The sequence below is a fragment of the Rathayibacter sp. AY1E2 genome (assembly GCF_002932325.1).
GTDB lineage: Bacteria > Actinomycetota > Actinomycetes > Actinomycetales > Microbacteriaceae > Rathayibacter.
Genome location: NZ_PSVO01000007.1, coordinates 1 through 16,256, shown reverse-complemented (window position 1 = coordinate 16,256; position 16,256 = coordinate 1). Strand labels below are relative to the sequence as shown.

The window sequence follows — 16,256 nt, the reverse complement described above, 5'->3', positions numbered from 1 at the left end:
TGTGGACAACTCGCGCGGCGCCGGGCCGGTCTCGGCCATGATCGCCGGATGGTGCTCCGGCTCGATCCCCGACTCCCTCTGCTCTGGCGCTCCGCGACCGCGGTGCAGCTCGGCCTCGACCGGCCGCACGCGGTCCTGGACGGCGTCGGCTACCCGGAGGAGCTGCTGCTCGACGCCCTCCGCGTGGGCACCAGCGCCGGCACCGTCCGCCTGATCGCGGCGCGCGCCGGAGCGAGCGAGGCGCGGGTCGACGAGGTGCTCGAGGCGCTCCGGCCGGTCCTGCTGCGCAGCGTCGAGCCCGGCCCTGCCCCGGCACCGCGGGTCGTCGTCGAGGGGACGGGCGCGGCACCGGACGCACTGCGCACGCTGCTCCGGAGCGAGGGCTGCTCGCTGCTCGCCGACGTCGGAACGCCGGACCTCGCCGTGCTGATCGCCGACTTCGCGGTCGCCCCCGCCCGCGCCGCGCACTGGCTCGCGGCCGACGTGCCGCACCTGGCGGTGGTGTTCGGCGACGAATCGGTGCGCCTCGGACCCCTTGTCGAGCCGGGAGCCGGACCGTGCCTGCACTGCGCCGAGCGGGACCGGATGGATCTCGACCCGGATCGTGCGCGCCTCGTGATCCAGGTGCTCGGCCGCACGGCCCCCACCCGCACGCCGCTCGCGAGCGCCGCGATCGCCGTGGCGGCCGCCGACGCCGCGCTGCGGCGGCTGCTCGCGGGCTGGCGAGGGCTCCGCGGGGCCGAGCGGATCTACAGCGACGCCTCCGGAGCCTTCACCGTGCGGGAGCGGGAGCCGCACCCCGAGTGCGCGTGCCGAGCTCTTCGAGGAAGCGCGACGGCTCCCTCCGCGTGACGCGGCCGACCGTCGAGCGCGCCCACGAGAGGCGCAGGCGCCGGCGGGCCCGGGTGATGCCGACGTAGAGGAGGCGCCGCTCCTCGTCGATCGCCTCGAGGCCGGCGGCGTACGAGATCGGCAGCAGTCCCTCGGCGAGCCCCATCAGGTGCACCGACTCCCACTCGAGGCCCTTCGCCGAGTGCAGCGTGGCGAGGGTGACCGCGCCGCGGTCCGGCTCGTGGTGCACCTGCTGGCGTGCGATCAGGTCGTCCGTGAACTGCCGGAAGGTCCATCCGGTAGGGGCCTCGTCGACGAGGCGGGCCAGCGTGTCCAGCGACTCCCACCGGTCGCGCACCGCACCGGGCGCCGACGGGGGCTCGGCGCTCCAGCCGAGCGAGCGGAGGACGTCGCTCACCGACTTGAACAGCGGCTCGCCGCTGATCGACACGGACGCCGCGCGCAGCTGCATCACGGCCTGCTTCACCTCGGGGAGGTCGAAGAAGCGCTTGCCGCCGCGCATGTGCGCGCTCACTCCCCGCTCGTGCAGGGCGTGCTCGATGACCGCCGACTGGCTGTTCGTGCGGAAGAGGACCGCGATGTCGGAGGGGCGCACCCCCGCCTCGATGTCGGCCGCGACCCGCGCCGCGATCCCGCGCGCCTCCGCGATGTCGTCCGGGTAGGCGTCGATCGCGGGCTCCGGCGCCTCGGCGGCGGCGACGGCGTGGAGCGAGAGGGCGCCGGGCCTGCCCCGCATGAGGCGGTTCGCGGTCTGCACGATCGGCACGGCCGAGCGGTAGTTCTCCTCCAGGCGCACCACGGTGGCGGCCGGCCAGCGGGACGGGAAGTCGAGGAGGTAGTCGGCCCGCGCACCCGCGAAGGAGTAGATGGTCTGGCTGGCGTCGCCGACGACGCAGAGGTCGCTCCGGTCGCCGAGCCAGAGCTCCAGGAGCCGCTGCTGCAGCGGCGAGACGTCCTGGTACTCGTCGACGACGAAGAAGCGGTACTGCTCGCGCACCTGCATCGCCATCGCGGGCTCGGACTCGAGCATCCCGGCGGTCACGAGCAGGACGTCCTCGAAGTCGATCTGGCGGCGCTGGTCCTTCAGCCCCTCGTACTCGTCCACGAGCGCGACCGTCTGCTCCAGGGTGAGCCGTCCGGGCAGGGGGCGCGTGCGGGCGGCGACGGCGTACTGCTCGAGCGAGAGGGCGGACACCTTCCGCCACTCGATCTCGGCCGAGAGGTCGCGGAGCGTCGCCGTGTCGAGCTTCAGGCGGAGCCGCTCGGCCGCGTGCCCGAGCAGGCGCGCCTTGCCGTCGAGCAGCTGGGGCATCGTGCCCCCCACCAGCTGCGGCCAGAAGTAGCCGAGCTGCGAGAGGGCGGCGGCGTGGAAGGTGCGGGCCTGGACGCCGCCGGCGCCGAGCACCCGCAGGCGCGAGCGCAGCTCGGCCGCGGCGCGGCTGGTGAAGGTCAGGGCCATGACGCGGCCGGGCGTGTAGACGCCGGTCGCCACTCCGTGCGCGATGCGGTGCGTGATCGTCCGGGTCTTGCCGGTGCCCGCTCCCGCGAGGACGCAGACCGGCCCCAGCAGCGCCTCCGCCGCCTCGCGCTGCCCCTCGTCGAGTCCGTCGAGCAGGGTCACGCGATCGGGCCGTTCTCCAGCTCGCCTCCGTACCAGTCCTCGATCATCGCGCGGGCGATGGACGAGCGGCCGGGCAGCAGCACGGACTCGAGCGAGTCGTGCAGCTGCTGCCGGGTGAACCAGCGCAGCTCGACGATCTCCTCGCCGTCCGGGAGCAGATCCTCCGGGGACTGGTCCTCGGCGAGGCGGGCGGTGAAGCCGACCATGAGGGAGGCGGGGAAGGGCCAGGGCTGCGAGCCCAGGTACTGCGGGTCGACGACGCGCATGCCCGACTCCTCGCCGATCTCGCGGATGACGGCGGCCTCGAGCGACTCGCCCGGCTCGACGAAGCCGGCGAGCAGGGAGAAGCGGCCGGTGCCCCACATCGCGTTTGAGCCGAGGAGGAGGCGGTCGTCCGCGTCGAGGACGCAGACGATGATCGCCGGATCCGTGCGCGGGAAGACCTGGCTGCCGTCGGTGGGCGAGCGGCGCACCCAGCCGCCCTGCTCGACGACGGTCGGGTCGCCGTTGCGGGGCGAGTAGCCGTGCGAGGCGTGCCAGTTCGCGATGGCGAGAGCCTCGGTGAACAGGCCCGCGTCGCGGTCGCTCAGGCGCTCGGCGATCGGGCGCAGGCCGCTCCACCGCTCCTCGTCGGGCTCGAGCTCGGCGGCGGCCGCGTCGGTGAGGACGGTCGCGATGACGGGGGTTCCGACCGGCTCGCCGGGGGCCTCGGCGAGCGTGCGGCCGAGGTAGATCCGGAGGGTGCCGGCGGTCACGTCCTCGGGGCGGCGCAGGACGAGGCGGTCGGCCTCGACCAGGGTCCGGTCGTGGTGCAGCACGAGCACGCGGGTGGCGGGATCGGCGAGCAGCTCGTCGAAGAGCGCGGGCCTCGAGCGTCCGACGCCGTCGCGGTCGGCCGCCTGTCGCGAGAGCGGGAGGCGATCGGCGAAGGGCAGTGACATCCGGGGCTCATTTCATGACGGGGGCCGCGAGGACCGCTGTCGCGGGCCTTCGACGGCATCGGCGGGACAGCGCGTGGCGGCGGGCCGGCCGGGCACGAGCCGCCTACCCTGGAAACCATGGCCAGATCCCATCTCACTCTAGCCGCGCTGGCCACCTCGGCCGTCGAGGGCCTCGACGTGCGCTCCGCGCGCCCCTTCACGTCCTCGACGCACGGCGACTTCGACTCCGCCCTGCTGACGACGCGCGAGGGCGCCCGCCTCGTCGTGCGCGTGCCCACGTCCGCGCTCGCGGAGCAGGAGCAGCTCGGCGACCTCGTCGCGCTCCGGGCGCTGACCGCCGGCATCCGCAGCCGCCTGCCCTTCGATCTGCAGGAGAGCGTCGGGCAGACGCCGTTCGACGGCACCCGCGCGGTCGTCTACGAGTACCTCGAGGGAGATCGCGTCCTCATCGACGACGTGGCCGCGCAGAGCGGGCTCGCGGACTCGATCGGCCGGGCCGTCGGGGCGATCCACTCGCTCCCGGTGTCGTTCGTCCAGGAGGCGGGCCTGCCGATCGCGACCGCGCGCGACAGCGTGAACGAGACGGTCGCGGTGATCGAGCGCGCGGCCGACACCGGCCACGTCCCGGCGGCGCTCGTCGCGCGCTGGGAGTCGGCCTCCTCCGACGAGGCGCTCTGGCAGTTCGACCCGACCGTGGTGAACGGCTCGATGACCGCCGACTCCTTCCTCCGCTCGGGCGACGTCGTCGCGGCCGTGCTCGGCTGGGCGGCGCTGCGGGTCGGCGACCCGGCGCGCGACCTGCACTGGCTGCTGAGCGCCCCGGGCTCGGAGACGGCGCTCTCCGCCTACTCCCGGATGCGCGCGGGAGCAGTGGACCGCACGATCCGCCAGCGCGCCCAGCTCTACGCCGAGCTCGAGCTCGCCCGCTGGCTGCTGCACGGCACCGAGACCGACGACTCCGCCATCGTGGACGACGCGGTCGCCATGCTGGACACGCTTGTGGACAGCGTGCTTGGCGACCTCTCCGCGCCCCTCTCGACCGACACCGGCCCGGTGCTGGCGGTCTCAGAGGTCGAGGAGCTGCTCAACCGCACGCCGGGAGCCCGCACGAGCTCCTCCGCTCACGGCCGCGGGCTCGCTCCCGTCGCCGAGGAGAGCGACTCCGCGAGCTCGCGCTCGGAGTAGAACCGCTCGGGCCGCAGCACGAGGTCGTCGGCGACGAAGTAGAACACGGCGTCGACGCTCTCGAGCGGCACCCCCCGCCAGCGCGAGTAGGCGAGCCGGTACAGCGCGAGCTGGAACTGCTTGAGCTCGAGGTCGGCAGCGTCCTTCGGCGCTCGCCCGGTCTTCCAGTCGACGATCTGCACGCCGTCCTCCGTCGGGTACACCGCGTCGAGCTTGCAGACGATGACGTGGCCGGCGAGCTGGAGGTGGATCTCGATCTCGACCGCCTCCGGGCGCCGGTCGGCCCACTCCGAGCGCTCGAACGTGGCGATCAGGGCGTCGAGCCGCTCCTGCTCGACAGACGCGGGGCCGGCGTCGTCGAGCTCGTCGGGGAAGGTGTCGACCGCCTCCGCCCCGCCCTGGACGACGAAGCGGTTCTCGACCCAGGAGTGGAAGGTCGTGCCGAGCCGGGTCTGCCGGTAGGGGCGCTCCGGCATCGGCCGGCGCAGCTGCGCGGCGACCTCGTCCGGAGTGCTGACGATGTCCTTGAACCGGGAGGCGGGGATGCGGGTGGGCAGCGGCGTGCGCTCGCCCCCGGCCAGCCGCACCGCCCGCTCGGCGAGCAGCAGGCGGATGTCGTCGCCGCGCGCTCCGAGCAGAGCGGGCTCGGCGCTGCGGACCCGGGCGGCGGCGGCGCGGACCCGGTCGCCGCGGGAGCCGAGCGGATCGTGGGGCCAGCGGAACGTGCGCGGGGCCCGCTCGAGCGGGTTCTCCTCGTTCGCGGGCTCGGTCGGCAGCGGCGGGATCGTGCCGGCCTCCTCGAGGTCGCGGAGGAAGACGCCCGGTCCGCGCGGCTTGGCCTGGCCGGCCCACCACGAGCCGCTGAGCAGGAGGTGGTGACGCGCCCGCGTGACGGCCACGTAGGCGAGACGCCGCTCCTCCGCCTCGTTGCGCTCGCGGAGGGTGTCGCCGAACGCTCCGATCGCGTCGACGACCTCCTTCTGCGTGCTGCAGCCGCGCCAGGCGAGATCCGGGAGCTCGGCGGCGTCGCCGCGGAACGCGTAGGGCATCGCGCCCAGTCTGACCCACCCGCGGAAGCCCTCGACCGGCGTGCCGGGGAGCTCGCCGTCGACCATCCGCGGGACGGCGACGAGGTCCCACTCCAGACCCTTGGAGCCGTGGATCGTCAGCAGCTGCACCGTCCCCGGTTCCGGGTCCTCCGGTCGCGGGGCCAGGCCGTCGCGCTTGTCCGCGAGGACGAGCCAGCGGAGGAATCCGCGGAGGGAGGAGCCGGTGCCGGCGCCGCGGTCGTCCGTCTGCAGGTACCCGGCCACCGCCTCCCGGAAGGCCTCGAGGTTGGCGCGGCCGTCCCCGCGCGACTCGTTCGCCTCGACCTCGATGTCCAGGCCCAGCTCCTGCTCGACCAGGGTGACGAAGTCGAGGAGGTCGAGCCCGGCCCGGGCGCGCAGCCGGGCGAACAGGGTGCCCGCCTCGTGCAGGCGCCGCAGGCCCTCGGCGCTGAATCCGCCGAGCGCGGAGTGGTCGATCCGCCCGTCGTCGCCGGGGCGGCGCGCCGCGATGAAGTCGAGGGCCTCGACGATCGAGCCGCCCTCGCCCTCGGTGACGGACGCGCGCATCCGCTCGCGCACCTCCTCCGGGAGCAGCCGGTGCGCGTGGTCGCGCGCCGCGAGCCACGAGGCGAGGTCGCGCAGCGCCTTGAGGTCGCGGACGCCCAGACGCCAGCGGGCGCCGGCCAGGAGGCGGACGAGCTCGCTGCCGGCGGCCGGGTCCTCGACGACGGTGAGCGCGGCGACGAGATCGGCGATCTCGGGCTGCCGCAGCAGGCCCCCGATGCCGAGGATGTGGTACTGGACGCCGTGCTTCGCCAGCGCGGCGGCGAAGCGGTCCATGTGCGCGCGCACCCGGAAGAGCACCGCGGCCGACGGCGGCTCGGCGTTCTCGCGCAGCCGCCCGGCGAACCAGGCGGCGACGTCGTCCGCCTCCTCCTCGATCGTCTCGGGAAAGGTGAGCTCGACCGGGTGCTCGGAGGCCTGAGGCCCCGCGCTCAGCGTGTCGACCGCGACCACGCTCCCCGCCGACAGCGGCTCCACGATCGCGTTCGCGGCGGTCAGCACGCGGCGGCCGTTGCGCCAGCTCGTGCTGAGGGAGAAGCGGCCCGCTCCCCCGAAATCGGTGCCGAAGCGGCCGAGCCCCTCGGCGCTCGCACCGCGCCAGCCGTAGATCGACTGGTGCGGGTCGCCCACGGCCATCACTCCCTGCCCGGCGAAGAGCCGCGAGAGGAGGCGGGTCTGCAGCACGGAGGTGTCCTGGTACTCGTCGAGGAGCACCACCCGGTACCTCGTGCGGTGCTCGTCCACGATCCGCGGCACCCTGTCGACGATCCGCAGCGCGAGGGCCACCTGGTCCGAGAACTCGACGAAGCCGCGCTCGGCCTTCGCCTCCTGGAACCGCTCGGCGAGCGCCGTCAGCACCGGCAGCGCGCCCACGGCCTGCAGCGCCTTCTCGAGCTCGCGGTAGAGCCCCGAGCCGCTGCCTCCGCGCGGCAGCTCGCCAAGGCGGAGGAAGTCCTCGGCGAACGAGGCGACCGCGGCCGGATCGGCGAGGTTGTCGGCGAGGTCGTGCGCGAGCGAGACGACGAGGTCGGTCAGCCGGTCGATCCCCGCCTCCACCTCGAGGATGCGCGGATCGGCCGTGTCGGCCACGACTCCCCGCGCGAGATGCCAGGCGGAGGCCTCGGAGAGCACGGTCGCGTCCCCCTCGCGGCCGATCAGGGCGGCGTTGTCGCGGAAGATCGTGTTCGCGAAGGCGTTGTAGGTCGAGACGGTGGCGGCCTCGAACGGGTCGGGCGCCGACTGCCCGGGCGCGAGCGGGAGCAGGCCCGCCGCGCCGAGCTGGTCGATCCTCCGCCCGATGCGCTCGCCGAGCTCGGCCGCCGCCTTGCGGGTGAAGGTGAGGCCGAGCACCTCCGACGGCGCCGCGTGGCCGTTCGCGAGGAGCCAGAGGACGCGGTTGGCCATCGTCTCGGTCTTGCCGCTGCCGGCACCGGCGACCACGAGGGCCGGCTCGAGCGGCGCCTCGATGACGGCGCGCTGCTCGGCGGTGGGCGGGCGCAGGTCGAGGCGCTCGGCGATGGTCAGGGCGTCGATCACGGAAGCTCCTCCTCGGAGACGGCGGAGGGGTCGGGGTCGGCGGGGCCGGAAGGATCGGCCGGCGCATCGGGATCCGGCTCCTCGGAGTCCTCCGGGTCCTCTGACTCGTCGACCTCGTCGATCGCCAGGAGGCCGTCCCCCGGGACCTCGGGCACCGCGTGGATGCGGTACCGCAGGGCGTCGCCGGGGGAGAACGGGGTCGCATCGAGCAGGCCCGAGAAGCCCGCCGCCGCCATGCCCAGGGCCGCGGCGCGGACGCGATCGCGCAGCCGCTCCAGCTCCTCCTCGCCGAAGCGCTCCTGGACCACCTCGCGGTACGGCTTCCCGCGCACGCCCGTCGCCACGAAGAGCAGCTTCGCGCCTCCCCCGTCGGCCGGGTCGGCCGCCTCGATCGCCCCTTCGGCGACGGCGAGCTGGTAGCTGCCCAGCTGCGCGTGCTCGGCGATGTCGTCCTTGCGGGGGGTGCTGCGGCCCGTCTTGAGATCGACGATCGTGACGGAGCCGTCGGCCGCGCGCTCGACGCGGTCGATCGAGCCGCGCACCCGGGCGGGCGGGACGTCGAGCTCGAACTGCTGCTCGCGGCCGAGCACCACGCCTCCCCCGCGCTCGAAGTCGGCGAGATAGCCCGCGAGGCCGTCGATCAGCCGCCGTGTGACGCGCTTCTGCCGCTCCCCCAGCCAGGGCGACTCGAAGACCAGCTCGGGCCACCGCGACTCGAGAGCCGCCCACAGCCCCTGCGGATCGGGCCGCTCGGCGTTCTCGAGGACCCAGTGCACGAGTGTGCCGACCCCCATCGCCGTGCTCGTCGTGGAGCCGGAGACGGCGTCGACGAACCAGTCCAGAGGGGACCGCTCGAAGGCCTCGAGGCGGCTCGGCGAGACGGAGACGGGACGCTCGGGGTCGCCGACGTCGAAGAGGGGCTCCGTGGTCGAGGGCTCGAGCACCCCGGACCAGGAGGAGGGGTCGGCGCCGGGGACCTCCGCGAGCGCCAGGGCGCTGAGCCCTCGGATGGCGGCGGGAGCCTCGGTCGAGCCCGGTGTGGTGGCGGTCCGGCGCAGCGCCGCCACCGCCCCGCGCAGCGTGAGCGGCACCGCGGAGGCGGGATCGAGCCGCGGCGCGTCCGGCGGGGTGAGCCGGAAGAAGAGGGAGGGCGTCTCGTCCTCGCCCGCGACGGCGCTGAGCACGAGCTGCCGCCGGGCGCGGGAGGCGGCCAGGGCGAACATCCGGAGCTCGTCGTCGAGAGTGGCCTTGCGGGCGTCGAGCGGCAGTCCGCCCTCGCCGCGGGCGTGCCGCAGCAGGCCGTCCGGATCGAGCAGCGAGCCGCGCTGGCGGAGGTTGGGCCAGACGCCGTCCTGCAGCCGCGCCACCACCACGACGTCGAACTCCAGGCCGACGACGGAGGAGGGCGTGCCGATCAGGACCGCGTCCTCGACGGAGCGCGGAGCGAGCGTGTCCTCGGGGACCTCCGCCTCGAGGATCTCGGTGACGAAGCCGACCGCGGAGTGCCCGGTCGCCCGCTCCACGAACCGGCGCGCGGCGCTGAAGAGGGCGACCACGCCGTCGAGGTTGCGGTTGGCCTCGGCGGCGGTCAGGCCGGTGCCGAGGGCGAGCTCGCGCCAGGAGGACGCGACGCGGCTGGACTCCCACGCCGACCACAGCAGCTCCTCGATCGAGCCCCCCTCCTCGTGCAGGCGGCGGACCCGGTCGATCGTCACGGCCAGCCGCTCGGCCTGCCGGGCGGGAGCGGAGTCGATGGTCGCGAATCGGCCGGGCGCGGCGAGGGCCTCGACCAGCAGCGGGTCGCTCGCGCGGATGCCGCCGCCGGCGAGCTCCTCCGCCCGGAGTGCGAGCCGGAGCCGGCGCAGCCCCAGCCGGTCGACCCCGCCGAACGGGCCGAGCAGCAGCTCCGCCGCGAGCTCCGCGTCCAGGGGCCGCTCGCCGATCGCGACGCCGACCAGCACGAGCAGCGCCCGGGCCGCGTGATCGTCGCGCAGCGCCCGTCCGGCGAGCACGGAGCGGGTCGGCACCTCCGCCACCGCGAGCGCCTTCACCAGCGGCTGGACCGCGGCTCCGGAGCGGACGACGACCGCCATCCGCCGCCACGGCACTCCGTCGCGCAGCCGCCGCTCGCGCAGCAGCCGCGCCACCGTCGCCGCCTCCCGCGCCGCCGTCGGGGCGTGCAGCACCAGGACGGGCGCCGGGCCCGCCTCGGGGGCCGGAGCCGCGACCGCCGCCCGCTGCCGGCCGGCCGCCGCGGTGCCGATCCGCTCGGTGGCCGCCGACACGACCGCCCGCAGCGCGGCCGAGTGGCGGTGCACGCGCGCGAGCACCAGAGTCTCGACGTCGGACGCACCGATGCTCGCGGCGAACCGGCCGAGCGTGTCGGAGGCCGCGCCGCGGTAGGCGCTGGTCGCCACGTCCGGATCGCCCAGCGCGATCACGGTCACCCCGCGCTCCGTCAGCGCCCGCAGCAGCACGAGCGTCGACTCGCTCGCCTCCTGGAGGTCGTCGACGACGACCAGACGCAGCGCGTCGATCCGCTCGCCGCCCTCGCCCGCGCGGATCGCCTCGGCCGCATAGGCCGCGAACTCCGCAGCGTCCAGGCGGGTCCCCGCCTGGGGCGCCATCCACTCGACCACCTCGCGCAGCTCGTCGAGCACGTCGGCCGCCGCGCTCCACTCGCCGCGCTCCGCGTCGATCCCGAGGGCGCGGATCGCGTCCGAGTCGAGCCCGTGCTCGGTCGCCCGCATCCCGAACTCGCGGAGCTCGGTCCGGAAGGTCCGCAGCCGCAGCACCTCGGGGCTGAACTCCTCCGGCCACCGCGGGCCGGTCCCCTCCTCGAGGTGGCCCTCGACGAGCTCCGACAGGAGTGCGTCCTGCTCGCCGCCGGTCAGGAGGGTCGGCCGCTCGAGGCCGCGCTCCTTGGCGGAGGAGGTGACCGCCTCGAACGCGAGCGAGGTCGCGGTCCGGGCGAGCGGGCCCCGGGTCGGCACTCCCAGCCGCAGGGCGAGCACGTCGCGCAGGGCGGTGGCGGCGGTGCGGCTCGCCGCGAGCACCACGACCGACTCGGGCGGGTACCCCCGCTCGAGGACGCGCTCGGCGACCAGCTCGACGACCGTCGTGGTCTTGCCCGTCCCCGGCGCCCCGAGCACGGCGGCGCTGCGGCCCTCGGGCAGCGCGAGCACCGCGCGCTGGGAGTCGTCCAGCACGACCGCGGGCTCGCCCGGGAGCGCCTCGCCGACGGAGGCTGCGGTGGAGGGAGCGGGGGTCGCGGGAGCGGTCACACGACCACGGTAGCCACCGGGTCCGACACTCCCGCCCGTCCCCGCCGGGAGCCCCGGCCGCCCGCTCCGCTCACCGCGAAACCGGCGCGGTCGTCCGAGCGCGGTCCCGTATCCTGACACCCTCGTCCCCTCCCGAAAGGCACTGCTGGTGGAAATCCGTATTGGAATGGTCAACACCCCGCGCGAGCTCAACTTCGAGTCGTCGATGTCCGTGACCGAGGTCGAGAAGACGGTGACCACCGCTCTCGAGGCCGGCACCGCCGTCCTCCGCCTCCGCGACGAGAAGGGCAAGATCTACATCGTCCCGACCGCCACCATCGCCTTCGTCGAGGTCGGCTCCGAGGAGTCGCGCCGCGTCGGCTTCGTCGCCTAGAGCGTCCCGGGCGGACACGTCGTGGAGCTCCTCTTCATCACCCTGTTCGGGGTCCTGATCGGTCTCGCCGCGCGCTACGGGCTGCCGCACCGGCACCTGCACGGCTCCGTGCTGGTCCCGGCGATCGGCGGCCTCGTCGCCGCAGTCGTCTGGGTCGCGCTGACCTGGGCGGGCCTGCCGTGGGACGGCGGCCTGATCTGGGTCCTGTCCCTCGTCGCGACCGCCGTGGTCGTCGCCCCGGTCGGCCTCTCGCTCGGGCGCAGCCGCGCCCGCCGCGACGAGACCTCCCTGCAGGCGATGCTCTCGGGACGCGTCGCCCCCTGATCCGAGCCGGAGGCGCGGGAGTCCTCGGACTTCCGCGCCTCCGTCGTTCCCGGCGTCCGGCGCAGCGACGCGCCGGGGACGGTCAGGCCGTGAGCCCCAGCGCGTCCATCCGGCGCGTGTGCGAGGCGATGAGCTCGGTGAACACCGGCTCGATCCGCGACTCGTCGGAGTCGTGGTTGCCCGACCCCATCAGCGCGGAGCGCGCCACGAGGAGGGTGTCGCCCACCAGGCGGCGGCCCCAGACGGCCAGGCGCGAGCCCAGGCGCTCGTCCGCGGCGATCTCGCGGCGGAGGATCGCGATCACGCCGTCGACGCCCGTGTCCGCGCCGAGCGTCTGCGCGATGCGCGGCCCGACGTCGGTGGGCAGCCCGCCGGTGAGGCGGATGAAGAAGTCGTCGAGCAGGCCCGCCGTGATGTACGCCGAGAGCAGCGTCTCGTGGAGGTCCGCACCGCGGGTGAGCCGCTCGAAGGTGTCGATCGCGGGGCGGAACGGAGTCATGGCCTCGCCGGGCTCCACGTCGCGGCGGCGCAGCTCGGCGACGACCGCGTGGTGCTTCGCGAGCGCCGTGCCGGCGGCGGAGGAGATGGCCTCCTTGTCCGCGAGGTCATCGGTCTCGGCGACGGCGCGCGCCAGCACCTCGAACACCGCGAGCTGGAGGTAGGCGACCTGGCCGAGGTAGGGCAGCACCTCGGGGGTGAGGTCGGCGAGGTCGACGCGGTCGCGCTTCTGGCTCGACTCCCCGCGGGGCGTCAGGCGGGGCACCTCGAGCAGGGGACGTCGACGTCGGAACCAGGCAGCCATTTCCTCAGCATAGGGCGCCGGAGGAGCGGGGTTCCGGGGCCGGCGGGGCCGGGAGCAGTAGACTCGCCGGGATGTCACCGGCGCTGGATCGGTGACCCTGCGCCCGGAGTCGTACAGGGGCGTAGACCGTTCGACACGACAGGCGCTTCACTCCGTGACTTTCTCCGATCTGAACATCGACGACGACATCGTCGCCGCACTCGCCGCCAAGGGCATCCTCGAGCCGTTCCCCATCCAGGAGCAGACGATCCCCCTGGCCCTGCAGAAGCAGGACATCATCGGCCAGGCCAAGACCGGCACCGGCAAGACCTTCGGCTTCGGCCTCCCCCTCATCCAGGCCCTCGGCACCGACCCGGAGCCGGGCGTCAAGGCGCTCATCGTCGTCCCGACCCGCGAGCTCGCCGTGCAGGTCACCGAGGACATCGAGCTGGCCGCCTCCAACCGGCCGACCAAGATCGTCTCGATCTACGGCGGCAAGGCCTACGAGGGCCAGATCGAGCAGCTGAAGGCCGGCGCGCAGATCGTCGTCGGCACCCCCGGCCGCCTCCTGGACCTCGCCGGGCAGCGCCTGCTCTCGCTCGCCAACGTGCAGGTGATGGTCCTCGACGAGGCCGACAAGATGCTCGACCTGGGCTTCCTCTCGGACATCGAGAAGCTGTTCGCGCAGACGCCGCCCACCCGCCACACCATGCTCTTCTCGGCGACGATGCCGGGCGCGATCGTCGCGCTCGCGCGCCGCTTCATGAACAAGCCCATCCACATCCGCGCGACCGACCCCGACGAGGGCATCACGCAGGCGAACATCAAGCACATCGTCTACCGGGCGCACTCGCTCGACAAGGACGAGGTCATCGCGCGCATCCTGCAGTCCGAGGGCCGCGGCAAGACCGTCATCTTCACCCGCACGAAGCGCGCCGCGGCCCGCATCGTCGAGGAGCTCAACGACCGCGGCTTCAACGCGGCGGCCGTGCACGGAGACCTCAACCAGGAGCAGCGCGAGCGCGCGATGGCGGCGTTCAAGGCCGGCAAGAAGGACATCCTGATCGCCACCGACGTCGCCGCGCGCGGCATCGACGTGAACGACGTCACCCACGTGATCAACCACACGATCCCGGACGACGACCAGACCTACCTGCACCGCGTCGGCCGCACCGGGCGCGCGGGCAAGACCGGCATCGCGGTGACCTTCGTCGACTGGGAGGACCTGCACAAGTGGGCCCTCATCAACCGGGCGCTGGAGTTCGGCCAGCCCGACCCGGTCGAGACCTACTCGTCGTCGCCGCACCTCTACACCGACCTCGACATCCCCGCGGGAACCAAGGGACGGCTGAAGCCGACCCCGATCCCCGCCGAGGCGAAGGCCGACGCGCGCCCGGACCGGGGCGAGCGCTCCGACCGCGGCGAGCGCTCCGAGCGGGGCGACCGGCCGCCGCGTCGCCGCACCCGCTCCGACTCCGCCGACTCGACCGCTCCGCAGCAGACCGGCCCCGCTCCCTCGAGCGAGAGCAAGGAGCACCACGACGGCAACAGCGAGCCGCGCCGCCGCACCCGGTCGCGCCGCCGCTCCCCGCGCCCCGACGCGCAGGCCTGAGCCTCCGCGCCCCGAGCCCGTCCCCCCGCGATCCGTCGCGGGAGGGCGGGCTCCCGGCGTCTCAGCGGCTGTCCCGCGACGCAGCGGTGTCCCCACGCGACTCAGCGGCTCTCCGCCCCTCAGCGGTCACGGAGATCCGGCGACTCTCCGCCTCCCAGCGGCTCTCCGCGACTCAGCGGGCGGAGGAGCGGATCGCGTCGACGGTCGCGCGCGCGGTCGTGTTCTCGCCCAGGCGGTTGGGCTTGCCCGTGCCGTGGTAGTCGCTCGAGCCCGTGGTGACGAGCGAGTACTGCTCGGCGAGCTCGCGCAGGCGGCGCTTGCCGTCGGCCGTGTTCTCGCGGTGCTCGACCTCGAGGCCGAACAGGCCGGCGTCGACGAGCTGCGGGAGGATCGACTCGACCGCGATCCCGCGGGCGCTCGCGGCCGGGTGCGCGATGACCGGGACCCCGCCCGCCGCGCGGACCAGGCGCACGGCGTCGACCGGGTCGGGCGCGTAGTGCGGGCGGTAGTAGCCGCCGCGCCAGTCGAGGATCCCCGCGAAGGCCGCGGAGCGGTCGGTGGCCAGGCCGCGGGCGACGAGCGCGTCGGCGATGTGCGGACGCCCGATGGTCGTGCCCGGGCTGGTCTGGGCGAGGACGTCGTCCCAGGTGAGGTCGTAGTCGGCCGCGATCGCGGTGACGATCGCCTCCGCGCGGTGCGTGCGGGCCGAGCGGATGCGCGCGGTCTCGGCCACGAGCCCCGGATCCGCCGGATCGACGAGGTACGCGAGGACGTGGACGCTGGCCCAGCCGACGCGGGAGGAGAGCTCCATGCCGGGCAGCAGGTCGATGCCCGCCTCCTCGGCCGCGGCGAGCGCCTCGGCCCAGCCGCCGGTCGTGTCGTGGTCGGTGAGCGCCACTCCGGCGAGCCCGGCCGCGGCCGCGGCCCGCACCAGGACGGCCGGAGCCTCGGTGCCGTCGGAGACGACGGAGTGGGTGTGGAGGTCGTAACGGCCCCCGTCGACATGCATGCGCTCATCGTAGACGCGCCGCCTGCGAGCCCTCCGATGCCCTAGTAGCCTGGGCGGCGATGGGGACGAGACTGGTGAAGACCGCGGTGGCGGTGATCGTGGCGATCGCTCTGCTGGTGGTCGCGGCGCCCGGCTTCTTCGGGATCGCCCGGGAGGCCCCCTTCGCCCAGCTGGTGCCGTTCCGGCTCGCGACGGGCGCGGCGGCCGTCGGGCTCGCCGCTGTCCTGGTCGTGATCGCGGTCCTCGTCGCTCCGGTCAGGCGCCTCGCGCTGGCCCTCGCGGCGCTCGGCGTCGTCTTCGCGCTCGTGCTCGCGGGAGTGCAGGGAGCGCGGGGCTACGACTCCGCCGCTCCGCGCGCCCACCGCCTCGCCGACGTGCGCCTCGCGACCTGGAACGTGCTGCACGACGGCGTGCCCGTCGACACGATCGCCTCGCTCGCCCGGGAGAGCGCGGTCGACGGCATCGCCCTCCTCGAGGTCTCGCAGATGCACGCGCAGGACGTCGTGAACGCGCTCAGCGCCCAGGGGATGTCGATGACCCTCCACTACGCCGGGTCGGGCGCCGACGACGGCGCGGCCCTGCTGCTCTCCCCCTCGCTCGGCGGCTACAGCGTCGACACCGCCGCGGTCGTCACCGGATCGACACCGTCCCTCGTCGCACGCCCCGACACTCCCGAGCGCCCCGTCCTCGCCGCGGTGCACACCATGGCGCCGATCCCCTCGCGCCTCGCGGAGTGGCGGAGCGATCTGCTCTCGGTCTCCGCGCTCTGCTCCGCGGAGGAGGACGTCGTCGTCCTCGGCGATCTGAACTCCACCGCCGACCACTGGACCGGGCTGCCGGGCTCGGCCGCGCTGGGCGGCTGCCGCGACGCGGGGACCGTCGCGGGCGGCGCCGCCCTGGGCACCTGGCCGTCCTCGGTCCCGCCCGCGCTCGGCGCCCCGATCGACCACGTCCTCTTCTCGGGACGCTGGGAGGTCTCGGGCTACCGGGTCGTCGACGACCGCGACGACGCCGGGAGCGACCACCGGCCGCTGGTCGTCCAGCTCTCGGTCCGCGGGATGGTGAAGGACGCGTCCTGACGCTCCTCCCCGGCGCCGACTCCCCGTCCTCCTCCCCCGCCCGGCC

General features: G+C 74.7%; 12 protein-coding genes. 6 read left to right on the top strand and 6 right to left on the bottom strand.

All coding sequences use genetic code 11. The annotated features are described in order from the left end of the window. Window positions 1-48 precede the first annotated feature (48 nt). Window positions 49-852, top strand: coding sequence for a hypothetical protein (locus tag C5C49_RS07395; protein ID WP_104345812.1), 804 nt, complete (start codon window positions 49-51; stop codon window positions 850-852). On the opposite strand, the gene C5C49_RS07390 is transcribed toward C5C49_RS07395, so the two are convergent. Both C5C49_RS07390 and nudC read right to left on the bottom strand, forming a co-directional pair. Further along, on the bottom strand, window positions 773-2,473 hold the full coding sequence (locus C5C49_RS07390; protein WP_104345811.1) for an ATP-dependent helicase: 1,701 nt from the start codon (window positions 2,471-2,473) through the stop codon (window positions 773-775). The genes C5C49_RS07395 and C5C49_RS07390 overlap by 80 nt on opposite strands. Next, window positions 2,470-3,414 carry an NAD(+) diphosphatase gene (gene nudC / locus C5C49_RS07385; RefSeq protein WP_104261196.1) on the bottom strand — a complete coding sequence of 315 codons (945 nt, stop codon included), beginning with the start codon at window positions 3,412-3,414 and terminating at the stop codon, window positions 2,470-2,472. Before nudC ends, C5C49_RS07390 begins: the two co-directional genes overlap by 4 nt. A gap of 117 nt (window positions 3,415-3,531) precedes the next feature. Here nudC and C5C49_RS07380 point away from each other — a divergent pair, with 117 nt between their 5' ends. Beyond that, window positions 3,532-4,599 carry a phosphotransferase gene (locus C5C49_RS07380; RefSeq protein ID WP_104262665.1) on the top strand — a complete coding sequence of 356 codons (1,068 nt, stop codon included), beginning with the start codon at window positions 3,532-3,534 and terminating at the stop codon, window positions 4,597-4,599. Here C5C49_RS07380 and C5C49_RS07375 read toward each other — a convergent pair. Next, complete coding sequence (locus C5C49_RS07375) at window positions 4,536-7,748, bottom strand: ATP-dependent DNA helicase (RefSeq protein WP_104345810.1); 3,213 nt, start codon at window positions 7,746-7,748, stop codon at window positions 4,536-4,538. The two genes, C5C49_RS07380 and C5C49_RS07375, sit on opposite strands and share 64 nt — an antisense overlap. Beyond that, window positions 7,745-11,032, bottom strand: a complete 3,288-nt coding sequence (locus tag C5C49_RS07370) for an ATP-dependent DNA helicase (protein ID WP_104345809.1) — start codon at window positions 11,030-11,032, stop codon at window positions 7,745-7,747. The genes C5C49_RS07375 and C5C49_RS07370 overlap by 4 nt, the downstream gene beginning before the upstream one ends. A gap of 148 nt (window positions 11,033-11,180) precedes the next feature. Here C5C49_RS07370 and C5C49_RS07365 point away from each other — a divergent pair, with 148 nt between their 5' ends. Further along, the gene (locus C5C49_RS07365) at window positions 11,181-11,405 is read left to right on the top strand and encodes a DUF3107 domain-containing protein (RefSeq protein WP_104224841.1); all 225 of its coding nucleotides are present in this window, start codon (window positions 11,181-11,183) and stop codon (window positions 11,403-11,405) included. A gap of 21 nt (window positions 11,406-11,426) precedes the next feature. Further along, a complete protein-coding gene (locus C5C49_RS07360) occupies window positions 11,427-11,729 on the top strand; it encodes a hypothetical protein (RefSeq protein WP_104345808.1) in 303 nt (100 codons plus the stop codon). An 82-nt stretch (window positions 11,730-11,811) separates the two neighbouring features. On the opposite strand, the gene C5C49_RS07355 is transcribed toward C5C49_RS07360, so the two are convergent. Then, window positions 11,812-12,531: a ferritin-like fold-containing protein gene (locus C5C49_RS07355; protein WP_104224843.1), complete on the bottom strand. Its 720-nt coding sequence runs from the start codon at window positions 12,529-12,531 to the stop codon at window positions 11,812-11,814. A 154-nt stretch (window positions 12,532-12,685) separates the two neighbouring features. Between C5C49_RS07355 and C5C49_RS07350 the strand changes: the two genes are divergently transcribed. Next, on the top strand, window positions 12,686-14,122 hold the full coding sequence (locus C5C49_RS07350) for a DEAD/DEAH box helicase (protein ID WP_104224844.1): 1,437 nt from the start codon (window positions 12,686-12,688) through the stop codon (window positions 14,120-14,122). Window positions 14,123-14,294: 172 nt separating this feature from the next. Here the strand turns inward: C5C49_RS07350 and C5C49_RS07345 are convergent, their stop codons facing one another. Further along, window positions 14,295-15,131, bottom strand: a complete 837-nt coding sequence (locus C5C49_RS07345; protein ID WP_104224845.1) for a PHP domain-containing protein — start codon at window positions 15,129-15,131, stop codon at window positions 14,295-14,297. A gap of 59 nt (window positions 15,132-15,190) precedes the next feature. Here C5C49_RS07345 and C5C49_RS07340 point away from each other — a divergent pair, with 59 nt between their 5' ends. Then, entirely contained in the window at window positions 15,191-16,210 is a 1,020-nt protein-coding gene (locus C5C49_RS07340) for an endonuclease/exonuclease/phosphatase family protein (protein ID WP_146084863.1), read from the top strand. The last annotated feature ends 46 nt before the right edge of the window (window positions 16,211-16,256 follow it).